The sequence below is a fragment of the Streptomyces solincola genome, assembly GCF_002982015.1.
Taxonomy (GTDB): Bacteria; Actinomycetota; Actinomycetes; order Streptomycetales; family Streptomycetaceae; genus Streptomyces; species Streptomyces solincola.
This window is the reverse complement of record NZ_PVLV01000071.1, coordinates 15,370-36,507: the sequence shown is the minus strand read 5'-3', so window position 1 is coordinate 36,507 and position 21,138 is coordinate 15,370. Positions and strand designations below refer to the sequence as shown.

At 74.5% G+C, this 21,138-nt stretch carries 16 protein-coding genes and 2 pseudogenes; 10 read left to right on the top strand and 8 right to left on the bottom strand.

Features of this window, described 5'->3' with window-relative positions; all coding sequences use genetic code 11:
- Positions 1 to 5: 5 nt before the first annotated feature.
- Positions 6 to 272: a protealysin inhibitor emfourin gene (locus C6N75_RS05090; RefSeq protein WP_105867673.1), complete on the bottom strand. Its 267-nt coding sequence runs from the start codon at positions 270 to 272 to the stop codon at positions 6 to 8.
- Between the two features lie 64 nt (positions 273 to 336).
- A complete protein-coding gene (locus C6N75_RS05085; protein WP_105867624.1) occupies positions 337 to 1,413 on the bottom strand; it encodes a M4 family metallopeptidase in 1,077 nt (358 codons plus the stop codon).
- A 315-nt stretch (positions 1,414 to 1,728) separates the two neighbouring features.
- Between C6N75_RS05085 and leuA the strand changes: the two genes are divergently transcribed.
- From leuA to C6N75_RS05070, 3 genes are all read left to right on the top strand, one after another.
- Positions 1,729 to 3,486, top strand: coding sequence for a 2-isopropylmalate synthase (gene leuA, locus C6N75_RS05080; RefSeq protein ID WP_105867623.1), 1,758 nt, complete (start codon positions 1,729 to 1,731; stop codon positions 3,484 to 3,486).
- A 169-nt stretch (positions 3,487 to 3,655) separates the two neighbouring features.
- On the top strand, positions 3,656 to 4,363 hold the full coding sequence (locus C6N75_RS05075; RefSeq protein ID WP_105867622.1) for a hypothetical protein: 708 nt from the start codon (positions 3,656 to 3,658) through the stop codon (positions 4,361 to 4,363).
- Positions 4,364 to 4,592: 229 nt separating this feature from the next.
- Positions 4,593 to 5,441 (top strand): nitroreductase/quinone reductase family protein, encoded by an 849-nt coding sequence (locus tag C6N75_RS05070; RefSeq protein ID WP_105867621.1) that lies wholly within the window; start codon positions 4,593 to 4,595, stop codon positions 5,439 to 5,441.
- 9 nt (positions 5,442 to 5,450) lie between these two features.
- Here the strand turns inward: C6N75_RS05070 and C6N75_RS05065 are convergent.
- Positions 5,451 to 6,514: pseudogene (locus C6N75_RS05065) on the bottom strand (PucR family transcriptional regulator).
- A 167-nt stretch (positions 6,515 to 6,681) separates the two neighbouring features.
- On the opposite strand from C6N75_RS05065, the gene C6N75_RS05060 reads away from it, so the two are divergent.
- The 3 genes from C6N75_RS05060 (at position 6,682) to C6N75_RS05050 (ending at position 14,309) form a co-directional block, all read left to right on the top strand.
- Positions 6,682 to 7,317 carry a hypothetical protein gene (locus C6N75_RS05060; RefSeq protein WP_105867620.1) on the top strand — a complete coding sequence of 212 codons (636 nt, stop codon included), beginning with the start codon at positions 6,682 to 6,684 and terminating at the stop codon, positions 7,315 to 7,317.
- A gap of 57 nt (positions 7,318 to 7,374) precedes the next feature.
- Positions 7,375 to 9,294 carry a flotillin family protein gene (locus C6N75_RS05055; RefSeq protein WP_258177237.1) on the top strand — a complete coding sequence of 640 codons (1,920 nt, stop codon included), beginning with the start codon at positions 7,375 to 7,377 and terminating at the stop codon, positions 9,292 to 9,294.
- Between the two features lie 143 nt (positions 9,295 to 9,437).
- Entirely contained in the window at positions 9,438 to 14,309 is a 4,872-nt protein-coding gene (locus tag C6N75_RS05050) for a DNA repair ATPase (RefSeq protein ID WP_258177236.1), read from the top strand.
- A 168-nt stretch (positions 14,310 to 14,477) separates the two neighbouring features.
- Here the strand turns inward: C6N75_RS05050 and C6N75_RS05045 are convergent.
- Positions 14,478 to 15,833, bottom strand: a pseudogene (locus C6N75_RS05045) (FAD-dependent oxidoreductase); the annotation flags it as partial.
- A gap of 179 nt (positions 15,834 to 16,012) precedes the next feature.
- On the opposite strand from C6N75_RS05045, the gene C6N75_RS05040 reads away from it, so the two are divergent.
- Positions 16,013 to 16,801 carry a hypothetical protein gene (locus C6N75_RS05040; protein ID WP_105867617.1) on the top strand — a complete coding sequence of 263 codons (789 nt, stop codon included), beginning with the start codon at positions 16,013 to 16,015 and terminating at the stop codon, positions 16,799 to 16,801.
- An 11-nt stretch (positions 16,802 to 16,812) separates the two neighbouring features.
- Here the strand turns inward: C6N75_RS05040 and C6N75_RS05035 are convergent, their stop codons facing one another.
- Positions 16,813 to 17,097 (bottom strand): DUF397 domain-containing protein, encoded by a 285-nt coding sequence (locus C6N75_RS05035; protein ID WP_105867616.1) that lies wholly within the window; start codon positions 17,095 to 17,097, stop codon positions 16,813 to 16,815.
- A complete protein-coding gene (locus C6N75_RS05030; protein ID WP_105867615.1) occupies positions 17,079 to 17,921 on the bottom strand; it encodes a helix-turn-helix domain-containing protein in 843 nt (280 codons plus the stop codon). The genes C6N75_RS05035 and C6N75_RS05030 overlap by 19 nt, the downstream gene beginning before the upstream one ends.
- Before the next feature lie 167 nt (positions 17,922 to 18,088).
- Here C6N75_RS05030 and C6N75_RS05025 point away from each other — a divergent pair, with 167 nt between their 5' ends.
- Positions 18,089 to 18,286 carry a hypothetical protein gene (locus C6N75_RS05025; RefSeq protein ID WP_105867672.1) on the top strand — a complete coding sequence of 66 codons (198 nt, stop codon included), beginning with the start codon at positions 18,089 to 18,091 and terminating at the stop codon, positions 18,284 to 18,286.
- Entirely contained in the window at positions 18,276 to 18,506 is a 231-nt protein-coding gene (locus C6N75_RS05020) for a hypothetical protein (RefSeq protein ID WP_181160351.1), read from the top strand. Before C6N75_RS05025 ends, C6N75_RS05020 begins: the two co-directional genes overlap by 11 nt.
- An 80-nt stretch (positions 18,507 to 18,586) precedes the next feature.
- Here C6N75_RS05020 and C6N75_RS05015 read toward each other — a convergent pair whose 3' ends face one another.
- Together C6N75_RS05015 and C6N75_RS05010 are read right to left on the bottom strand one after the other, a co-directional pair.
- On the bottom strand, positions 18,587 to 19,600 hold the full coding sequence (locus tag C6N75_RS05015; protein ID WP_105867613.1) for a HEAT repeat domain-containing protein: 1,014 nt from the start codon (positions 19,598 to 19,600) through the stop codon (positions 18,587 to 18,589).
- A 13-nt stretch (positions 19,601 to 19,613) separates the two neighbouring features.
- Positions 19,614 to 20,279 carry a HEAT repeat domain-containing protein gene (locus C6N75_RS05010; RefSeq protein WP_107503733.1) on the bottom strand — a complete coding sequence of 222 codons (666 nt, stop codon included), beginning with the start codon at positions 20,277 to 20,279 and terminating at the stop codon, positions 19,614 to 19,616.
- A gap of 93 nt (positions 20,280 to 20,372) precedes the next feature.
- On the opposite strand from C6N75_RS05010, the gene recO reads away from it, so the two are divergent.
- Positions 20,373 to 21,119: a DNA repair protein RecO gene (gene recO / locus C6N75_RS05005; protein ID WP_105867671.1), complete on the top strand. Its 747-nt coding sequence runs from the start codon at positions 20,373 to 20,375 to the stop codon at positions 21,117 to 21,119.
- Positions 21,120 to 21,138: the final 19 nt, after the last annotated feature.

The window sequence follows — 21,138 nt, the reverse complement described above, 5'->3', positions numbered from 1 at the left end:
CCCGCTCAGGCGCCCTCGCCGAGCACCCGGCTGACCAGTTCGCGCTGGGCGTCGGTGAGGGCGGGATCGGCGCAGCGCACGGTGCGGCCGTCGACGGCGATGGTGTAGGTGAAGCCGTCGGGGACGGCCGAGGGGGGTGTGCGGGGGCCGTCCGCGAGGGCCTGCTCCGCCAGGGCGTGCCATGCGGCCGCATCCGGGCGGGCCGCGGTGTCCACCGACGCCCGCCGTTCGATGCCGGCGAAGCCGCCGGCGCGCGTCACCGAGATCCGCATGGTCACCGCCATGGTCGTATCCTCCGGCGGCCGGGGCGCGCCGTCCAGGTCGCCGGAGGGCGGGTCAGGCGTCCTCCTCGGTCGGCAGGCCCACCGTGGACCACGCCTTGACGAGGGCCTCGTCCTCCGGGCCGCCGCGGCCGAAGCGGGCGCGGGCGGAGGCGACGGTCTGGCGGGCGAAGTCGGCGAAGTCGGCGTCCGCGGCCAGTCGCCCGCCGGCGAGGGTGTCGTACCAGACCTGTCCGGCGCGCTCCCAGGAGCGGCCGCCGAGGTCGGTGGCGAAGAGGTAGAAGGCGTGGTTGGGGATGCCGGAGTTGATGTGCACGCCCCCGTTGTCGCTGCTGGTGCGCACGTAGTCGGCCATCCGGGCCGGCTGCGGGTCCCTGCCCAGGACGTCGTCGTCGTAGGCGGTGCCGGGGGCCTTGAGGGAGCGCAGGGCCCGGCCCGAGACGCCGGGCGCGAGGATGCCGGCGCCGATCAGCCAGTCGGCCTCCTCGGCGCTCTGGCCCAGGGCCCGCTGCTTGACCAGAGAGCCGAAGACGTCGGAGACCGACTCGTTCAGCGCGCCGGACTGCCCCTGGTAGGCGAGGTCGGCGGTGTACTGGGTCAGGCCGTGGGCCAGCTCGTGGGCGATGACGTCCAGGGCGAGCGTGAAGTCGAGGAAGACCCGGCCGTCGCCGTCGCCGAAGACCATCTGGCCGCCGTTCCAGAAGGCGTTGTCGTAGTCGCGGTCGTAGTGGACCGTGGCGTTCAGCGGGAGGCCGGCGGCGTCGATGGAGTCGCGGGCGTAGACCGACCAGAGCAGGTCGTGGGTGGCGCCCAGGCCGGCGTAGGCGCGGTTGACGGTGGCGTCCCGCAGCGGGGGCTCGCCCTCGCCGCGCACCCGGACGCCGGGCAGGGCGGTGCGGTGCCCGGCGTCGTACACCGTGCGGCGCGGCTCGGGCGCGGCGGGCTCGGCCGAGGCGAGAGCCGGCGGGACGCCGGGGGCGACGCCCGCCCGGCGGGCGGCGCGCAGCGAGGCGTCGTGGGCGAGGGTGCGGCGGGCGGCCTGGGCGATGTCCGGGTCCTCGGCGCTCGCCAGTCGGTCGAGCAGATGGGGCGGGACGATGGCGCACAGCACGGGCGCGTGGATGCGTTTCATCCACTGAGCGTGACACTGTGCCGCAGAGGTGTCACCGGAGGTGACGAGAGTGCGCCATAAAAAGTGATATATGACCGATTGACGGACCGCGGCGTCGATCCCGCATACTGAAACGGCACCGCCACTTCCCGTCCCCCTCGGTTAGGCTGCCGGGCATCATGCGTTTCGGGCTGCTTCTCCTTAGCTGCCGCGGCGAGGGCCTGTAGTCGTAGGCCGACCCCCTCCCCGCGGAGTCCGGTGCTGCCAGTCGGCCGTCCTGCACGACGGAAGTCCGCGAGAGACCCTCCGCGGACGACACCCGAGGAGCCCACGCAGATGTCCCAGCCCGTAGGCCGCCCCACGCCCATCACCAACGCGGCCCACTTCCAGCAGCCGTCCGGGATGCCCATCCACAAGTACGGCCCCTACGAGGCCGTCGCCATCCCCGACCGCACCTGGCCCGAGCAGCGGATCACCAAGGCCCCGCGCTGGCTCTCCACCGACCTGCGGGACGGCAACCAGGCGCTGATCGACCCGATGAGCCCGGCCCGCAAGCGGGAGATGTTCGACCTGCTGGTGCGCATGGGCTACAAGGAGATCGAGGTCGGCTTCCCCTCCTCCGGCGAGACCGACTTCAACTTCGTGCGCTCCATCATCGAGGACGGCGCGATCCCCGAGGACGTCACCATCTCCGTGCTGACCCAGGCGCGCGAGGAGCTCATCGAGCGCACGGTCGAGTCGCTGCGCGGCGCGCACCGGGCCACCGTCCACCTGTACAACGCCACCGCCCCCACCTTCCGCCGGGTGGTCTTCCGCGGCACCAAGGAGCAGGTCAGGCAGATCGCCGTGGACGGCACCCGGCTGGTGATGGAGTACGCCGAGAAGCTGCTGGGCGACGAGACGGTCTTCGGCTACCAGTACAGCCCGGAGATCTTCACCGACACCGAGCTGGACTTCGCCCTGGAGGTCTGCGAGGGCGTGATGGACGTCTGGCAGCCCGAGGAGGGCCGCGAGATCATCCTGAACCTGCCCGCCACGGTGGAGCGTTCGACGCCCTCCACGCACGCGGACCGCTTCGAGTGGATGTCCCGCCACCTGTCCCGCCGCGAGCACGTCTGCCTGTCCGTCCACCCGCACAACGACCGCGGCACGGCGGTGGCGGCCGCCGAGCTGGCGATCATGGCCGGCGCGGACCGCATCGAGGGCTGCCTGTTCGGCCAGGGCGAGCGCACCGGCAACGTCGACCTGGTCACCCTGGGCATGAACCTCTTCTCCCAGGGCGTGGACCCGCAGATCGACTTCTCGCAGATCGACGAGATCCGCCGCACCAGCGAGTACTGCAACCAGATGGAGGTCCACCCGCGCCACCCCTACGCGGGCGACCTGGTCTACACCGCCTTCTCCGGCTCCCACCAGGACGCCATCAAGAAGGGCTTCGACGCGATGGAGGCCACCGCCGCCGCCGCGGGCAAGACCGTGGACGACATCGAGTGGGCCGTCCCCTACCTGCCGATCGACCCCAAGGACGTCGGCCGCTCCTACGAGGCGGTCATCCGGGTCAACTCCCAGTCCGGCAAGGGCGGCATCGCCTACGTCCTGAAGAACGACCACAAGCTGGACCTGCCGCGCCGCATGCAGATCGAGTTCTCCCGGATCATCCAGGCCAAGACCGACGCCGAGGGCGGCGAGGTCACCCCGGGCGCGATCTGGTCGGTCTTCCAGGACGAGTACCTGCCCAACCCGCAGAACGCCTGGGGCCGCATCCAGCTCCGCTCCGGCCAGACCACCAGCGACAAGGACGGCACGGACACGCTGACCGCCGAGGCGATCGTGGACGGCGCCGAGACGGTGCTGACCGGCTCCGGCAACGGCCCCATCTCGGCCTTCTTCGACGCCCTGCAAGCCATCGGCATCGACGTGCGGCTGCTGGACTACCAGGAGCACACCATGAGCGAGGGCGCCTCCGCGCAGGCCGCCTCGTACATCGAGTGCGCCATCGACGGCAAGGTGCTGTGGGGCATCGGCATCGACGCCAACACCACCCGCGCCTCCCTGAAGGCCGTGATCTCCGCGGTCAACCGCGCCACCCGCTGACGCGCACGCCCCCGACCGCCGCGGCCTTCCGGTGATCCGGAGGGCGAGGTTCGGCCAATGTCGTCGCCTATGGGTGGCGATCTCTCGCCGAGGTGCTGACGCCACCGGATCGATGTGGCTAACATCACGCCAACGCGGCAGAGTGGCCGACGGTTCTGGGAGGTGCGACGTGCTGCCCGCACGAGGATCACACACGCGATCACACACGCGCAGAGTGCACATCTGGTCCGTCTCGACCTCGTGGAACACCGTGGGCGACGGCGAGTTCTTCTGCCCCGGCTGCGGCGGCGACCGCAACTACCGGCGGCGTACGGGCCGTCGGCGGCTCACTCTTTTCGGTGTCCCCACCCTGTCGCGGGGCGAGACCGGCCCGGTGGTCGAATGCGCCGCCTGCCACGGCCACTTCGGCACCGACGCGCTGGACCACCCCACCACCGCCCGCTTCTCCGCCATGCTGCGGGACGCCGTGCACACCGTCGCCCTCGCCGTCCTCGCCGCCGGCGGCACCGGCTCCGAGGCCGTGCTGCGCCACGCCGTGCACGCGGTGCGCGCCGCCGGGTACGAGGACTGCACCGCCGACAGCCTCACCTCGCTGATCGCCGCGCTGGAGGCCGACACCGGCCGCTACCTCGCCGGCGCGGAGGCCCCCTGCGGGGCGGCCCTCGCCATCGAGCTGCACGAGGCCCTGGAACCGCTCACCCCGCACCTCGCCCCCACCGGCCGCGAGTCGATCCTCTTCACCGGCGCGCGGATCGCGCTCGGCGACGGCGCGTACACCGAGGACGAGCGCGACGTGCTCGTCACCGTCGGCAACGCGCTGCGCCTGTGCACCGACGAGACCGCCCGCCTCCTGGAAGCCGCCCAGGCCCCGCTCTGAGCCACGACCCCCGCACCCGGCCGCGCCGTTGACGAGCCGCGGCGTCTTGTCTAAGTTGACGCCATGACTGCCGGGTCGGCCCGTAGGGGCCGTGCACAGACAGGTCGCCCGGCCTCGGCGTGACGCCGGGGCGGGCCGCCAGGGCTCCGCCGCCTCCGCTTTCTCCTTCGCGTACGAGACACCTCCCCGCAGGGGACGCCCTCGCCTCCACAGAAGAGAAAGCGACGATGTGACCCACGACGTTCCCCACGACTTCAACGCCTCCGTCATCGCGGAGTTCCGCGCCAACCGGGGCACGGTGGGCGGCCACTTCGCAGGCGCCCGCCTGCTGCTGCTCACCACCACCGGGGCCCGCTCCGGGAGGCCGCACACCACTCCGCTCGGCTACTACCCGGACGGCGACGGCCGGGTGCTGGTGATCGCCTCGGCGGGCGGCTCGCCCCGCCACCCCGCCTGGTACCACAACCTGCGCGCCACTCCACGGGTGACCGTGGAGAGCGGCGTCTTCACCTACCAGGCCGACGCCGCCGTCCTCACCGGCGAGGAGCGCGACCGGGCCTTCGCGCGAGCCGTCGAGTCCGACCGGGGCTGGGCCGCCTACCAGGCCGGGACCAGCCGGGTCATTCCGGTGGTCGCGCTCACCGAGGCGCCCGGACCGCCGGACTTCGGCGGGCTCGGCTTCGCCGAGGCGTTCACCGGCATCCACGACGGCTTCCGGCGGGAGCTGGAGCTGATCCGCAAGGAGGTCGCCGAGCAGGGGACCGGCGGCCTGGGCGTGCAGCTCCGGATCAACTGCCTGACCTTCTGCGGGGGCCTGCACACCCACCACACCGGGGAGGACGGGATGATGTTCCCGGCCCTCGCCCGGCAGCACCCGCACCTGGAGCCCGTGCTCGACCGGCTCGGCCGCGAGCACGAGCGGGTCGCCGCACTGCTGGCCGAGCTGGAGCGGACGGTGTCCGCCGAGGACGCCGAACCGGCGGCGGTGCTACGGGAGGTGGAGCGGCTCACCGAGGAGCTGGAGGCCCATCTGCGCTACGAGGAGGAGGCGCTGCTGCCGGTCCTCGGCGGCACGTGAGCGGGCGGGTCACAGGGGCCGTGCCGGCCAGTCGAGGAGGCGGGCGCCGATGACGGCGGTCTGGAGGGTGTAGCGGTCGGCCGGGTCGGCCGGGTCGGCGCCGGTGAGGCGGTGGATGCGCTCCAGCCGGTAGGTCACCGCGCGGACGCTCAGCGACAGCCGGCGGGCCGCCTCGGCGGCCACGCAACCGGTGTCGAAGTACGCCGTGAGGGTGTCCAGCAGCGGCCGGGCGCCGCCGCGGGCCTGCCGCAGCGGGTCCAGCACCGAGCGCACCAGGTCGGCCATCGCCGTGCGGTCGCGGGCCAGCACCGGATAGACCAGCAGGTCGGCGGCGTGCAGCACCGGGGCCCGTCCAGGCCCATCCGGGCGGCCACCTCCAGCGCGTTGAGCGCCTCCTCGTAGGACTGGACCACCCCGCCGACGCCCGGGTGCGCCCGGCCGATGGCCACCCGGCCGCCGTCGGTCGCGGCGTACGCCTGCTTGGCGAAGTGCCGCAGGAACCCGCCCTGGTCGCCCGGGGCGACGCAGATCAGCCGGCCGTGCTTGGTGCTGAGCAGGATGCGGCGGTAGCCGAAGCGCGCGATCAGCGCCGCCTCGACGCCCCGGGTCACGGCCGAACCGTCCTCGTAGGGCCTCGGCCCCTCCGCCACCGCCACCGCGTGCGCGTGGGACAGCAGCAGCCCGAACCGCTCCGCCTGCGCGGCGAGCTGCCCGGTGTCGTTGCGGCCGTACAGCAGGTCGTCGATGAACTCCCGCCGTGCCGCCTCCTGCTGCCGGATGGCCAGCCGCTGGGCGCGCTCGTGCCCCTCGGCGAAGGCGTCCACCGCCTGGGTCACCGCCGTGAGCAGATGGCCGGCGGCCGCCCGGTCGAGACCGGCCCGCACCTCCTCGGCGGCGGCCAGACGGTCCCGCACCAGCGCCCGCAGCCCCGTGCCGGCCTCGGCGGCCCGCTCGCCGTGCGCCCGCAGCGTCGCCGTCTCGTCCCGGCTCAGCCGCCGCCCGGTGGCGCACACCTCGGTGAGGATGCGCGCGTACGCGGCCAACTCGTTCCCGGACGTGCCCGGTTCCGTCATCGCCCCTCCCGCGGACTCGGCATCAAGGAAGCATAAAGACTGCCGGGGAACGGCAATGTGGGACCCCCTCCCCGTCTGCCACGATCGGAGCGGCCGGAGGCGGCGTACGGCATGACTGCCGGACTCCGGAAGTGTCGTCGTGCGCCGTCAGGCGAAGGGGGAGAGCCGTGGACGAGTTCCTGTACGCGACCGGGACCTTCCCCGCGGTGCTGTTCACCGCCGCCCTGGTGGTCGTCGTCGGCTTCTGGCTGCTGGTGCTGGCCGGCGCCGCGGACCCCGAGGTCTTCGACGCCGACCTGGACGCCGACGCGCTCCACCTGGGCGGCGCGCCCGTCGCGGTGTCGGGCTCGCTGTTCGTCGCGCTCGCCTGGTTCCTGACCGTCAGCGGCTCGGTGCTGGCGACGCGCACGGGCTGGCCGGCCGGCACCGTCCACGTCCTCGACGTGGCGGTGCTGCTCGCCGCCCTCTACGGCGCATGGCGGCTCACCCGGGCGCTGGTCCGCCCGCTGGCCCGGCTGCTGCCCGGCGAACCCGGCCCGTCCCGGCACGACTTCACCGGCCTGACCTGCGTGGTGCGCACCGGCCGGGTGGACGGCGGCTTCGGCCAGGCCGAGGTCACCGCCCGGGACGGCTCCACCGCCCTCGTACAGGTGCGGCAGGCGCCGCCCGCCGGACCGGAGGAACCGCTCGCCCACGGCAGCACGGGGCTGCTGTACGCCTACGACGAGGCCGGCGAGTTCTTCTGGGTCGCGCCCTTCGACCCGGCCCTGAACCCCCGTCGGCCGCAGCCGCCCCTCGGCTGACCCGGCTCCCGCTCCCGCCCGCACCACCCGTATCCGAACCCGAACCGGGGATTCCTCATGGACGCCATCTCCTGGGGCCTCGGCGTGCTCGTCGCCGTCGTCCTGCTCATCGTCGTCGCCGTACTGCTCGTGGTCAGCAAGCTGTTCCGCAAGGTGGAACAGGGCAAGGCCCTCATCGTCTCCAAGACCCGCACCGTCGACGTCACCTTCACCGGGCAGGTGGTCCTGCCCGTACTGCACAAGGCCGAGGTGATGGACATCTCGGTCAAGGCCATCGACATCAGCCGCACCGGCCGCGACGGCCTGATCTGCCGCGACAACATCCGCGCCGACATCCGGATCTCGTTCTTCGTGCGCGTCAACAAGACGACCGAGGACGTCATCAAGGTCGCCCAGGCCATCGGCACCGACCTCAACGGCTACAGCCTGGAGGACGCGGCCATCGACTACCTGGAGCAGACCCCGCTGGCGCAGTTGGACGCCGCCAACATCCTCGACGCCCAGGGCATCCGCAAGATCACCGAGCTGACCGCCGTGGAGCACGTGCGCACCAACGAGTACCAGCGCACCGAGGAGAAGGAGATCACCCGGCAGAACGTCGACGCCCGCGAGGCCATCCTGGAGCTGGAACGCCGCCAGGCCGACGCCGAGATCAAGCAGAAGCGGGAGATCGAGACCGTACGGGCCCGCGAGGAGGCCGAGACCGCCCGGGTGGTGGAGGAGGAGCGGCTGCGCGCCCAGAGCGCCTTCCTGCGCACCGAGGAGCAGCTCGGCGTCCAGCGGGAGAACCAGGCCCGCGAGGTCGCCGTCGCCCAGAAGAACCGCGAGCGGGTCATCGCGGTGGAGAGCGAGCGCATCGAGAAGGACCGGCTGCTGGAGGTCATCGCCCGCGACCGGGAGACCGAGCTGACCCGCATCGCGGCCGAGAAGGAGGTCGAGGCCGAGCGCCGGGAGATCGCCGAGGTGATCCGCGAGCGGGTGGCGGTGGACCGCACGGTCGCCGAGCAGGAGGAGTCCATCAAGCGCCTGCGCGCGGTCGAGGAGGCCGAGCGCGGCCGGCAGACCGTCGTCATCGCGGCCGAGGCGGCGGCCCAGGAGAGGCTGGTCAAGGACATCAAGGCCGCGGAGGCCGCCGAGCAGGCCGCGGTGCACCGCGCCGCCGAGGAGCTGACCCTGGCGGAGGCCCGCCACCAGGCCGCCGACCTGGACGCCCGCGCCCGCACCCGGGCGGCGGAGGGCCTGGAGGCGGAGGCCGCAGCCGAGGGCCTGGCGGCCGTGCGGGTCCGAGAGAAGGAGGCCGACGCCATCGAGAAGGCCGGCCGGGCGGAGGCCCAGGCCGTCGAGGCGAGGCTGCGGGCGGAGGCCGCCGGCCTGCGGGAGAAGGCGCTCGCCGAGGCCGCCGCGATCGGCGAGAAGCTCAAGGCGGAGGCCGCCGGCCTCACCGAGAAGGCGGCCGCGATGGCCGCGCTGGACGACGCCTCGCGCACCCACGAGGAGTACCGGCTGCGGCTGGCCGCGGACACGGACGTGCGGCTCGCCGAGCTGGAGGCCCGGCGGCACGTTGCCGAGGCGCAGGCCACGGTGCTCGCCACCGGCCTGGAGGGCGCGGACATCAACATCGTCGGCGGGGAGTCGGTCTTCCTGGACCGGCTGGTGTCCTCGATCTCGCTGGGCAAGGCGGTGGACGGCTTCATGGACGGCTCGAAGACCGCGCGCACCCTGGCCGGCCCCTGGCTGGACGGCTCGGCCTCCTTCACCGAGGACCTGGCGAAGGTGCTCGGCTCGGTGTCCACCGAGGACGTGCGCAACCTGACAGTGTCCGCGCTGCTGACGAAGCTGACCAAGCTGCTGCCGGCGGCCGGCGCGGGCCAGGCGGGCGAACTCCTCGACCGGGCCCGGCAACTGGGCCTGGCCGACATGCCGGTGGCCGAGCTGGCCGGCGCCGGCGGACGGGAAGCCGTCGGCAAGCCCCGGTGACCCGGTCCCACCCGGCTTCCGGAGCTGCCGCGCGGGGGGCGGCAGCTCCGGGACACCCCCCTGCGTACGGAGTGCGCAGGCGCGACACGACCGCAGGACCGCAGGACGCACGACGAAGAGGGAGAGCGGGGAGCGCGATGGTGATGACGGCGCAGGAGGCCGGTCCGGCCGGCGGCGCACCGCTCCGTGCGGACCACGGCGCCCACGAGGTGCTGCGGGACCGGCTGCGGCGGCAGGCGGGGGAGCTGGCGCGGCGGGCGGAGGCGCTGGAGGCCGCGCGGGTCGCGGCGTACGGCGCCGGGGAGACCGTCCTGACCGGCAGCGGGCGCCTGCGCACCCGGGACGACGCCGTGCCGGGCGACCTGATCGCCGTCGGCGGGGTGCTGCTCGCCGGATACCGCACCGGCACACCGGCCGACGTCTTCGCGCTGTACGACCGGGACCTGGCGCCGCTGCCGGACACCGAGGTGCCCGGGCTGCTGGACGACCCCGCCTTCGTCCGCGAACACCAGGCGCTGCACCGCTACTTCAAGGACGCCCGGCTGGTGCGGCTGCGCCGCGTCGAGGACCGGCTGCTCGCGGTGTTCCGCACCGGGGAGCGCGCCGAGGACCTGCGGGTGCTGCGCTGGTCCCTCACCGCGGACGGCGCGGCGCGGTTCCTGGACGCCCGGGGCGAGCGCGACCACACCGTCTCCGAGCCGCACGACTTCGCGTGGACCGGGACCACCCGGGACGACCACCGGCCCGGCCGGCACCCGCACATCGCGGTGGCCGGCGGCGCGCTGTTCGTCTCGGCCGCCGGCGGCGCGCTCACCCTGAAGACCGAGGACGACACCGAGCGCGCGGAAGGGGTGTACGAGGAGCCGGTCGACGAGCCGTTGCAGTCCCTCGCGGACGCCGAGGTGGCGTACGCGGTGGTCGGCCCGCTGGTCCTGCTGCGCGTGCGCCCGTACAAGGAGGAGCAGGCCCGCCACCTCGTCGTGCACACCCCCACCGGGGCGGTGGCCCGGCTGGACGCCGTCGGACGCTCCTGCCACCGGCTCCCCGACGACCAGGGCGTCGTCTTCCCCGGCGGCTACTGCCTGGCCACCGGCGAGGTGCGCACCTTCGACACGGCGCGCACCGACGGGCTGCGGCTGGAGCGCGTCGTCCGCTCACCCGGCGGCGACCAGGTGCTGTACGCCTTCCACGCGCACGCCGAGGGCCGCGCGCTGCTGCTGCCCTACGACCCGGTACGCCGGCGGGCCGCCGCCCCGATGCCCTGCCACGGGTACGCGCTGGCCGACGACGGCCGGCTCATCCTGCTGCGCCCGGAGGACGGCGAGCCGGGCCGCCGCCACCCGGTGCGGATCTGGCGCACGCCCTTCGCCACCGAAGCGGCTGCCGAGGCCGCTGCCGAAACGGCTGCCGAGGCCGCCGACGGGCCCGGCGGCGGCCCGCTCGCCCGGATCGGCAACGCCGACCTGGTGCGGGGCGTCTCCGACTGCCTCGCCCTGGCCCGCCAGGCCGCCGACGCCGCCGACGCCGCCGACGCCGCCGGGGACGGACCCGGCGAGCCGTACGCGGCGCTGGTCGCCGCCTGCGCGCGGGCGGCCGAGCGGCACCCCTGGCTCGGCGAGCCGGGCACCGGTGACCTGGACACCCCGCTGGCGCAGGTGCGCGCCACCGCCCAGCGGATGCTGGACGAGCGGGCCGCCGTGCGCGAGCTGGCCGACCGGGCGGCCGCCGCGCTCGCCGAGGCGGCCGCGCACCTGCGGGGCCTGGTGCGGCGGGCGCGCGGCGAGGCGGCGGACGCGGGGGAGTGGATCGACCGGATCACCGCGCTGCGCCGCGCCCGGGGGCGGCTGACCGCGCTGCGCGAGCAGCGGTACGCGGACACGGCCGCCGTGGACGCCCTGGCGGAGCGGACCGGGGGCCACCTCGCCGACACCGCGCGCCGGGCGGTGGACTTCCTCGGCCGCGCGGACGCCTTCGCCGGCCACCACGAGCGGGCGGCCGAGCTGGTCGCCGAGGCCGGGGCGCTGGCCACCGCCGCCGGGGCCGGGCCGCTGGCCGACGAGCTGGACGAGCAGACCGCCGGGCTGCGGGCCCTCACCGAGACGGTCACCGGTCTGGACGCCGGCGACGCCACCGTGCGCACCGCCGTCCTGGAGCGGATCGCGGAGGTGCTGGCCGCGCTCAACCGGGCCCGTGCCGTGCTGACCGCCCGCCGGCGCGAGCTGACCGACGCCGAGGACCGGGCCGCCTACGCGGCGGAGTGCGGACTGCTGGCACAGGCGGTCGGCGGGGCGCTCGCCGCCGCCGCCACCCCGCAGGCGTGCGACACCGAGCTGGCCGGGCTGCTGGTGCGGCTCGACGCCCTGGAGTCCCGCTTCGCCGGCCACGAGGGCAGGCTCGCCGAGATCGCCGACCGGCGGGCCGAGGTGCAGGACGCCTTCGCCGCCCGCCGGCAGTCCCTGCTGGACGAGCGGGTCCGGCGCGCCGAGAGGCTGGCCGCCTCCGCGCACCGGGTGCTGGCCGCCGTCGCCCGGCGGGCCGCCGCCCTGGCCGGACCGGACGACGCCGCCGCCCTGTTCGCCGCCGACCCGATGGTGGCGGGGGTCCGCCGCAGCGCCGCCGAGCTGCGCGACCTCGGCGACACCGCGCGGGCCGAGGAGCTCGAAGGGCGGCTCACCGCCGTACGGGAGGAGACCGCCCGCACCCTGAGGGACCGGGCCGAGCTGTACGCCGACGGCGGCGCCACCCTGCGGCTGGGGGCCCACCGGTTCACCGTCACCACCCGTCCGCCCGAGCTGACCCTGCTGCCCGGCCCGGACGGCGTCCCCGTCTTCGCGCTGACCGGCACCGACTACCGCGCCCCCGTCGAGGACCCCGGCTTCGCCGACACCCGCCCCTACTGGGACCGGCACCTGCCGTCCGAGGACGCCGAGGTGTACCGCGGCGAGCACCTGGCGGCCAGGCTGCTGGCCGAGCACGGGGCCGCCGCGCTGGCCGCCGACCCGGCACGGCTGCCCGAGCTGGTGCGCCGGGCGGCCGCCGCCGCCTACGACGAGGGCTACGAGCGCGGGGTGCACGACCACGACGCGGCGGTGATCCTGGACGTTCTGGTGCGGCTGCACCGGCGGGCGGGCCTGCTGCGGCACCCGGCCGCCGACCGGGCCGCCGCCCAGACGGCCTGGGCGGCGCAGCCGGAGGAGGTGCGGCGGGCCAGGGCCCGCCAGGCCGCCTCCCTCGCCCGCGCCCGGGACGTCTTCGGCACCGCACCCGGACTCGACGCCCTGCGGCGCGAACTGGCCGAGGATAGCGGGCTGGACGAGGGCGCCGCCGCCTACCTGGTGGAGGAGCTGGCGACCGGCGAGTCCTTCGTGGCAGGCCCGGCGGCCCGCGCCCTGCTGACCGACTTCCGCCGCGCGGCCGGGGACCCGGCCCCGTACGCGCACGACGTACGCGACCGACTGGCCGCCGGGGACCTCGCGGGCGGCCGCCGCCTGGTGGAGGGCTGGCTCACCGCGTACGCCGCCGCCCGCGCCGAACCGCCCGCCCCCGGGGACCTGGCCGAGGCGGTGGCGATGGAGGTCTGCCCCGACCTCACCCGCTACGACCCCGGCACCGGCGGCGCTCCGGTGGCCGTCGCCGACGGCCTGCTCGGCGTCCACCCGAGGATCGAGCGCGGCGCGCTCACCGTCCGACTGGACGAGTTCCTGGCCCGGACCGCGCGCTTCGCGGCGACCGCCGCCCCCGGCTTCCGCGCCTACCAGCGCCGCCGCGCCGCGCTGCTGGAGGCCGAGCGCCGCAGGCTGCGGCTGGAGGACCACCGCCCCCGCCCGCTGCCCGGCTTCGTCCGCGGCCGCCTGGTCGACGAGGTGTACCTGCCGCTGGTCGGCGGCAGCCTGGCCGGGCAGCTCGGCACGGCGGGCCGCGAGCGCACCGGCTCCGGCGGCCTGCTGCTCCTGCTCTCCCCGCCGGGCTACGGCAAGACCACGCTGGTCGAGTACGTCGCCGAGCGCCTGGGCCTGCTGCTGGTGAAGGTGGACGGCCCGGCGCTCGGGCAGGCCACCACCTCGCTGGACCCGGCCGCCGCGCCGGACGCCTCCGCCCGCCGGGAGCTGGAGAAGATCGCCTTCGCGCTGCGGGCCGCCGACAACGTGCTGCTGTACCTGGACGACATCCAGCACACCTCGCCCGAGCTGCTCCAGCGGTTCGTCCCGCTGTGCGACGCCACCCGCACCCTGGACGGCCACGACCTGCGCGGCAAGCGGTTCGCCGTGTGCATGGCCGGCAACCCCTACACCGAGTCCGGCCGGCGCTTCCGCGTCCCCGACATGCTCGCCAACCGCGCCCACGTGTGGAACCTCGGCGACGCGCTGACCGGCAAGGAGGACGCCTTCGCCCTCAGCTTCGTGGAGAACGCCCTCACCTCCCAGCCCGACCTGGCCCCGCTCGCCGCCCGCGACCGCGCCGACCTGGAACTGCTGGTCCGCCTCGCCGAAGGCGACCCGACGGCGGCACGCGACCGGCTCGCCCACCCCTACCCGCCGGCCGAACTCGACCGCGTCCTCGCGGTGCTGCGCCACCTGCTGGCCGCCCGCCGCACCGTCCTCGCCGTCAACGCGGCCTATCTCGCCTCGGCCGCCCAGGGTGACGCGGCCCGCGCCGAGCCGCCGTTCCGGCTCCAGGGCTCCTACCGCGACATGAACCGGATCGCCGCCCGGATCTCCCCGGTGATGGACGGTGCGGAGCTGGCGGCCGTGGTGGACGACCACTACACCGCCCAGGCGGCGACCCTCGCCGCCGGGGCCGAGGCCGACCTGCTGAAGCTGGCCGCGCTGCGCGGGCCGCTGACCGCCCGGCAGGCCGCCCGCTGGGCCGAGATCACCGCCGCCCACGCCCGGGAGCGCGCCCTCGGCGGCGCGGGCGACGACGCCGCGGCCCGCGCGGTGGCCGCACTGGGACTGCTCGCCGACCGGGTCGCCGCCGTGGAGAGCGCCATCACCCGCGCCGCGGAAGGCGGGTAGCGCGCGAAGCGGCGGGGGCTGTACCGGAAGGTGAGATCCGGTACGGCCCCCGCCGTCACCCGCGCGGCCCTACAAGGGCCTTGCCGTCTACTTCCCCAGGCCGCTCTCGGCGACGATCGCCTCGGCCACGGCCGTCTCGACGGCGGCCTTGAGCTGCGCCGGGTCGGCGCTGGCGTCCAGCATGCCGCGACGCTCGACGATCTTGACCCGCTCCCGGCCCTGGAGCGCGCCCAGCGCCTTCTCGGCCGCGTCCAGCCGGTACCAGCCGTCCCAGGTGGTGTACTCCACGCCCTTGGACGCGAGGAAGTCGACCACCGCGTCCTCCTCCGGGGCGCGCGGGGTCAGCAGCCTGCCCTCGGCGAAGTCCGCCAGCAGGTTGCCCACGGTCTCGTTGGCGTCGCCCTTGGTGTGGCCGATCAGGCCGACCGGCCCCCGGCGGATCCAGCCGGTGACGTAGGTGGACGGCATCGGCTGGCCGCCCTCCTCGATCACCCGGCCGCCGGCGTCCGGCACGGTGCCGCTGGCCACGTCCCACGGCAGCTTCACCAGCTCGTCGGAGAGGTAGCCGACCGCCCGGTAGACGGACTGCACGTCCCAGGTGGTGAACTGACCCGTGCCGCGCACGTTGCCGGTGCCGTCCAGCTCGGTGCGCTCGGTGCGCAGCCCGGTGACCTTGCCGTCCTCGCCGACGATCTCCGTCGGGGACTCGAAGAAGTGCAGGAACAGCTTGTGCGGCCGGTCGCCGACGTCCCGGATCGCCCAGTTCTCCAGGGTCTTGGCGACCATGTCGACCTGCTTGTTCGACCGGCGCTGCTCGATCGAGCCGTCGTCGTAGTCGATGTCCTCGGGGTTGACGATGACCTCGATGTTCGGCGAGTGGTCCAGCTCGCGCAGCTCCATCGGGGAGAACTTCGCCTGCGCCGGGCCGCGCCGCCCGAAGACGTGCACCTCCAGCGCCTTGTTCTGCTTCAGGCCCTCGTAGACGTTCGGCGGGATCTCCGTCGGCAGCAGCTCGTCCGCCGTCTTCGCCAGCACCCGCGCGATGTCCAGCGCCACGTTGCCCACGCCCAGCACCGCGACCTTCTCCGCCTCCAGCGGCCAGGTGCGCGGCACGTCCGGGTGCCCGTCGTACCAGGAGACGAAGTCCGCCGCGCCGTAGGAGCCGTCCAGCTCGACGCCGGGGATCCGCAGCTCGCGGTCGGCGGTCGCACCGGTGGAGAAGATCACCGCGTCGTAGAACGCGCGCAGGTCGTCCAGCGAGAGGTCCTTGCCGTAGTCCACGTTGCCGAACAGCCGGATCTGCGGCTTGTCCAGCACCTGGTGCAGCGCGGTGATGATGCCCTTGATCCGCGGGTGGTCCGGCGCGACGCCGTAGCGGATCAGGCCGAACGGCGCGGGCATGCGCTCGAAGAGGTCGATCGACACACCGGGGTCGGCGGCGGTGTCGGACTTCAGCAGGGCGTCGGCGGCGTAGATCCCGGCGGGGCCGGCACCGACGATCGCGACCCGCAGGGGGCGGGGCATGGCGGATTCCCTTCGAGCGAGGAGAGAGCGCGAAACGTACATGCTCGCGCACCAGCCTAAGTAAGGCTGCCCTCACCTCAGTACCCGCCCCCTGCCTATGACCCCATAAGCCGCCTTGATGACCGGCGGTCGGGCGATCAACACTCGCGTCACCGCGCCCCGCGCGCCACGCTGGAACCATGCGTACCGCCCGCCTGCTGAACAACTCCGTCGTCGGCATGCTGCCGTGGATGGTCTTCTCCCTGGTAAGCGGCCCCGGGCGGTACGGATACGGGGTGATCGCCGCGCTCGCCGCGGCCCTCGCGCTGCTCGCCCTGCGGCACGCCACCGGCCAGGACGCCGCCATGGGCGTCACCGAACCGACCGCCGTCGCGGTCTTCGCCGCCCTCGGCGTCCTCGGCCTCACCGCGCCGGAAAACATCGTGCGATGGCTGGAAAGCTACGCGGGCGAAGTGACCAACCTCACGGTGGTGCTGCTCTGCCTCGTCTCGCTCGCCGTGCGCGCGCCCCTCACGCTCCCCTACGCCCGCCAGAAGTGCGACCGCGACCTGTGGCGGGAACCGGACTTCCTGCGCACCAACCGGGTCATCACCGCCGCCTGGGCGCTGGCCTTCCTGTCCGCGACGGTGGCCGACGCCTGCGGCGACCTCATCCTGCACAACCCGGACAACCTGTGGACGGGCTGGCTGGTGCAGGCCGCCGCGTTCGTCACGGCGGCCCGCTTCACCGAGTGGTACCCGGCCGTCGTCCGCTCCCGCATGGGCACCGGGGAGCACGAGCCGCCCGTACGCGATCTCCTGCTGCCCTTCGTCGGGCTGCTGATCCCGGCCGGCATCCTCAGCCTGGTCTTCGACGGCGGCCCCCGCTACTTCAGCGTCGGCCTGATCGTCGTGGGCGTGGTGCTGGCCCGCGCCCTGCGCAAGGACGCGGGCCTGCGCGAACCGGCCGCCCGACGGCAACTGAAGTAGACCCGGCCCCCTCAGATACGGGCGTCCGCCGCCGCGAGCCCCACGAACGCGGACCAGGCGGCCGCGCCCACGACGACCACGGGACCGTCGGTCACCTTGCTGTCCCGGACGGGGACGACCCCGGGGACGTCGTCGCGGACTTCGAGGCAGTCGCCGCCTTCGCCGTTGCTGTACGTGCTCTTGCGCCAGGCGGCGGCCCCGGTGAAGTCGTACGCGACTTCGACGCAGTTTCCGCCGGAGCCGTTGCTGTAGGAGCTCTTGAACCAGTGGGCGGTGCTCAGGTCGTACGCGCGCATCGTCTGAATTCCTCCGCCGCCGACTCGATCAGGGCGAGGGACGCCTCCGGCGACAACGCGGCGACCCTCAGTAGATCGTAGGCACGGCGAGCCTTCTTCACTACCGCCGGATCGTCCAGGAGCGTGCCGGTGAACGCGGTCTCGGTGTAGCCGACGGGCGGGGCGTCTTCGAACTCCATGAGCTTCAGCGATCCCATCATGGAGGGGTGCGCACCAGCTACGCACGGGATCACTGCCACCACCAGTTCCCTGGCCCGCGCTCGGGCCGCGATGTGCTCCAGTTGGGCGGCCATCACCCCCGGGCCGCCGACCTGCACCCGGAGGACGTTCTCATGGAGGACGACCCAATACTCGGGTCGTGTAGCGTCCGCCAGGATGCGGGAGCGGTCGGTCCGTGAACTGACCTTCTCCTCGACGTACTCGTCGGCGGCGAAGGGGTTGGCCGCGACGGTGACCTGGCGTGCGTACTCCGCCGTCTGGAGCAGTCCCGGCACCACCGTCGGCGCGAACTCGCAGATCGTCGTCGCCAGCGCCTCCAGGTCCGCCACCTCGCGGAAATAGTCCGCGTACGGCGACTTGTTGATGAGCTTGCGACACATCCGCTCGAAAAAGCCTCCGCTTTGCAGGATCTCGTCGATCCGCGCCGCCACGTCCAACTGCGGTTTGCGAATCGCCTGTTCGAACTGGCCGATGTAGCCGCCGGAAACGAACACCCGACGGCCCAGGTCGTCCTGCGTCAGGCCCGCCTTCATTCGGCGCTCCCGCAGTTCCTCGCCCCAGAACTCCCAGGTCGCCCGGTGTCCCGGCCCCACGCCTTTGGCCATGGATTAACTCCCCTCGCCTGCCCTGCCGTTGTAGTGCCCGACCGTCTGCCGATGTTACGGAATCCGGGTCACTCTGGTGGCCGTAAGCGAGAAATGGACGACGAAAGGGCAGCGTTGTGGAGAAGGCAAGCGAGTGGGCGTCGCAGGAGACCGGAATCCGGGAGGCGATGGGCGCGGTGACGGAATTGCGCGCGGCACTGCACAGGGCCGGGATCACGCTGCCGTCGCTGGGTCTGGACCCCGTGACCGCCGCCGCCTCCTACGGACGGCCGCTCGTGGAACTGGGACGCTGCACGGCGGAGACGGCGCTGCTGCTCGCCGCCGCGCTGCCGGGGAAAGGGGCCGAACGTGAGCCTGTCGTGTGAGGGCGACCGACTGCCCGAGGGGGCGTACGTCGTGGAGATCCGCACCGGGCGGGTGGCGCGGCTGATGGGCCGGGTCGGACCGTACGTCCAGCTGCGGCCCATCGGCGGCGGCCGGGAGTGGGACTGCCCGCCGGACGGGGTGCGCCGGGCGACCGACGCCGAACGCATCAGCGCCGCGACGGCGTACGTCAACGCCCGCAGCCGGGGCGAGGTGGTCTGACCGCGGCCCACACGCCCGGCAGGAGGAGCCGGACCCGTGGACCGGGCCCCTTCCTCACGGGTGGGGGTCGGCGCACGGGGCTAGCCGGGGCCCTCGCGCATGCCCAGGACGTAGCTCGCGGTGAGCGCGACGGCCCGGTCCTCGTCCTCGCACAGGTCGGCCAGGGCGCGGGTCGCGGTGGGGCCCGGGATGCCGGCGAGCGCCTGGGTCAGCCGCCGGCGGGCGGCGGGCCCGGTGGCGCGGTGAGCGAGCCGCTCGACGAGCAGGGCGGCGATCCGCTCGGCGGGGGCGGGCCGGGCCGCCAGGGTGCTCAGCGCGTCGGCGGCGTCCACGTCGTTCACCTCCACGACGACCATGTCGACCAGCGTCGGAACGGCGTCGGCCACGCCCCGCGCCCCGAGCGTCAACGCCGCGTGCCGGCGTACCGCCACGTCGGGGCTGGTGCGGTGGGCCTCGCGCAGCACCTCGGTCACCGCCGGGCCGGGCGGAAGACCGGCGACGGCCCGCACGGCACGGCGGCGGACGGCGGCGTCGGGGGAGCCGAGCCCCCGGGACAGCGGGGCGAGCGCGTCCTGGCCCGCGCGGGCCAGGGCCCACCGCAGGGCGCCCGCGACGTTCGGGTCCCGCTCCGCCAGCACCGCGTCCACCAGGGCGTCCACCGGGGCGGGAGCCTCCGTCGCCGAGGCGAGGGCGGCGCGCTGGCGCGCCCTGGGGCTGGCGGAGCCCAGGGCCCGCAGCAGGGCGACGGCCTGGAGCACGTCGTCCCAGTCGGCGGGCCCGGCCGCGTCGATGCGGCGCAGGCGGGTGAGCAGCTCCGTCTCGGCCGCGAGGCGCTCGCCGGTGCGCCGGATCAGGTCGTCCACCAGCCCGGCGGGGCTGAAGCCCGGATCGTCCAGGGCCCGCGCGACCTCGCGCAGCGAGAGACCCAGGGACCGCAGGCTCTCCACATGGAAGATCCGGCGCAGGTCGTCCTCGGCGTACGCGCGGTACCCGGTGCCGGTGCGGCCGGTCGGCCGGACCAGGCCCAGCGTCTCGTAGTGCCGGAGCATCCGGGCGCTGACCCCGCACCGCCGCGCCACCTCACCGATCAGCATCCGCGCCCGCCCTTCATCCCGCCGGCCGGCGGCCGTCGCCGCCCAGGGCCACGATGCGCCTCGCCTCCTCGATCGCGAAGTCGAACCCGCTGTCCGGGTCGCGCCGCAGCCGTTCGGTGGCCAGCGCGTGCTCGCGTACGACCGGGTCGGGGGCGGAGGCGGCGGTGTGCAGGAGGACCGGCACGGCCGCCTCGCCGACGGCGACGAGCGCCCGGCTGAGACTGCGCTGCGTCTCCCGGCCGCCGCGCCCCAGTTGGGACGCCAGGACGGCCGCGAGCGCGGGCCGCTCGTCCTCCGGGGCCAGGGCGGCCGCCGCACGCCAGGCGGTGCGGGCCACCTCGTCGTCGGCGTCGGTCAGCAGCGCCCGGGTGATCGCCGGCCAGGCCCGCCGGTCGCCGATCTTGGACAGGGTGTGCAGCGCCTGGCTGCGCGCCTGGGCCGTCGCGGAGCCCAGCTCGCCCACCAGCGCCGGGACGGTGAGCGCCGCCGGAAGGCGGGTGAGCGCCCAGGTCAGCGCCTCGCGCACCGGGAAGTCGGGTTCGACCGCGCACCGCTCGACCAGCGCGGCGAGCGCGCGCGGGTCGGGTGACGTGCCGAGCGCCAGCGCGGCGCGCAGCCGTGCCGAAGCACCGCCCTCCGCCAGCGGCCGCGTGTCCATGTCGTCGTCCGGCCTGATCATCAGGACCACCTCCGGGCCCCAGGCAAGACCTTGCCACCGTGGCAAGGTCAAGCGGGGGCGGGGACCGGGGCGGCGTACGGGAGAATGGACCGCATGACCCTGTTCCGCGACGACGGCATCGTGCTGCGCACCCAGAAGCTGGGTGAGGCGGACCGCATCATCACGATCCTCACCCGGGCGCACGGGCGGGTGCGGGCGGTGGCGCGCGGGGTGCGGCGCACGAAGTCGAAGTTCGGGGCCCGGCTGGAGCCCTTCAGCCATGTCGACGTGCAGTTCTTCGCGCGCGGCAGCGAGCTGGTGGGGCGGGGGCTGCCGCTGTGCACGCAGAGCGAGACCATCGCCCCGTACGGCGGCGGGATCGTCACCGACTACGCCCGCTACACCGCCGGGACGGCCATGCTGGAGACGGCCGAGCGGTTCACCGACCACGAGGGCGAGCCGGCCGTGCAGCAGTACCTGCTGCTGGTGGGCGGCCTGCGGACGCTGTCGAGGGGCGAGCACGCCCCGCACCTGATCCTGGACGCCTTCCTGCTGCGCTCGCTCGCGGTCAACGGCTACGCGCCCTCCTTCGACGACTGCGCGCGCTGCGGGCTGCCCGGACCCAACCGGTTCTTCTCGGTCGGGGCGGGCGGGGTGATATGCGGCGACTGCCGGGTGCCCGGCAGCGTCGTACCCTCTGCGGAGGCCGTCGGGCTGCTCAGCGCGCTGCTGACCGGCGACTGGGCGACGGCCGACGCGTGCGAGCCCCGGCACGTCCGGGAGGGCAGCGGACTGGTCTCGGCCTATCTGCACTGGCACCTGGAGCGCGGGCTGCGCTCGCTGCGCTACGTGGAGAAGTGACGACAGCAATGCGATGGCA

Bases quoted from the DNA above. Each gene is read 5' to 3' on its own strand.
- C6N75_RS05090 (WP_105867673.1), bottom strand. From the start codon at position 272: ATGCGGATCTCGGTGACGCGCGCCGGCGGCTTCGCCGGCATCGAACGG.
- C6N75_RS05085 (WP_105867624.1), bottom strand. From the start codon at position 1,413: ATGAAACGCATCCACGCGCCCGTGCTGTGCGCCATCGTCCCGCCCCAT.
- leuA (WP_105867623.1), top strand. From the start codon at position 1,729: ATGTCCCAGCCCGTAGGCCGCCCCACGCCCATCACCAACGCGGCCCAC.
- C6N75_RS05055 (WP_258177237.1), top strand. From the start codon at position 7,375: ATGGACGCCATCTCCTGGGGCCTCGGCGTGCTCGTCGCCGTCGTCCTG.
- C6N75_RS05050 (WP_258177236.1), top strand. From the start codon at position 9,438: ATGACGGCGCAGGAGGCCGGTCCGGCCGGCGGCGCACCGCTCCGTGCG.
- C6N75_RS05040 (WP_105867617.1), top strand. From the start codon at position 16,013: ATGCGTACCGCCCGCCTGCTGAACAACTCCGTCGTCGGCATGCTGCCG.
- C6N75_RS05035 (WP_105867616.1), bottom strand. From the start codon at position 17,097: ATGCGCGCGTACGACCTGAGCACCGCCCACTGGTTCAAGAGCTCCTAC.
- C6N75_RS05030 (WP_105867615.1), bottom strand. From the start codon at position 17,921: ATGGCCAAAGGCGTGGGGCCGGGACACCGGGCGACCTGGGAGTTCTGG.
- C6N75_RS05025 (WP_105867672.1), top strand. From the start codon at position 18,089: ATGGGCGCGGTGACGGAATTGCGCGCGGCACTGCACAGGGCCGGGATC.
- C6N75_RS05015 (WP_105867613.1), bottom strand. From the start codon at position 19,600: ATGCTGATCGGTGAGGTGGCGCGGCGGTGCGGGGTCAGCGCCCGGATG.
- C6N75_RS05010 (WP_107503733.1), bottom strand. From the start codon at position 20,279: ATGATCAGGCCGGACGACGACATGGACACGCGGCCGCTGGCGGAGGGC.
- recO (WP_105867671.1), top strand. From the start codon at position 20,373: ATGACCCTGTTCCGCGACGACGGCATCGTGCTGCGCACCCAGAAGCTG.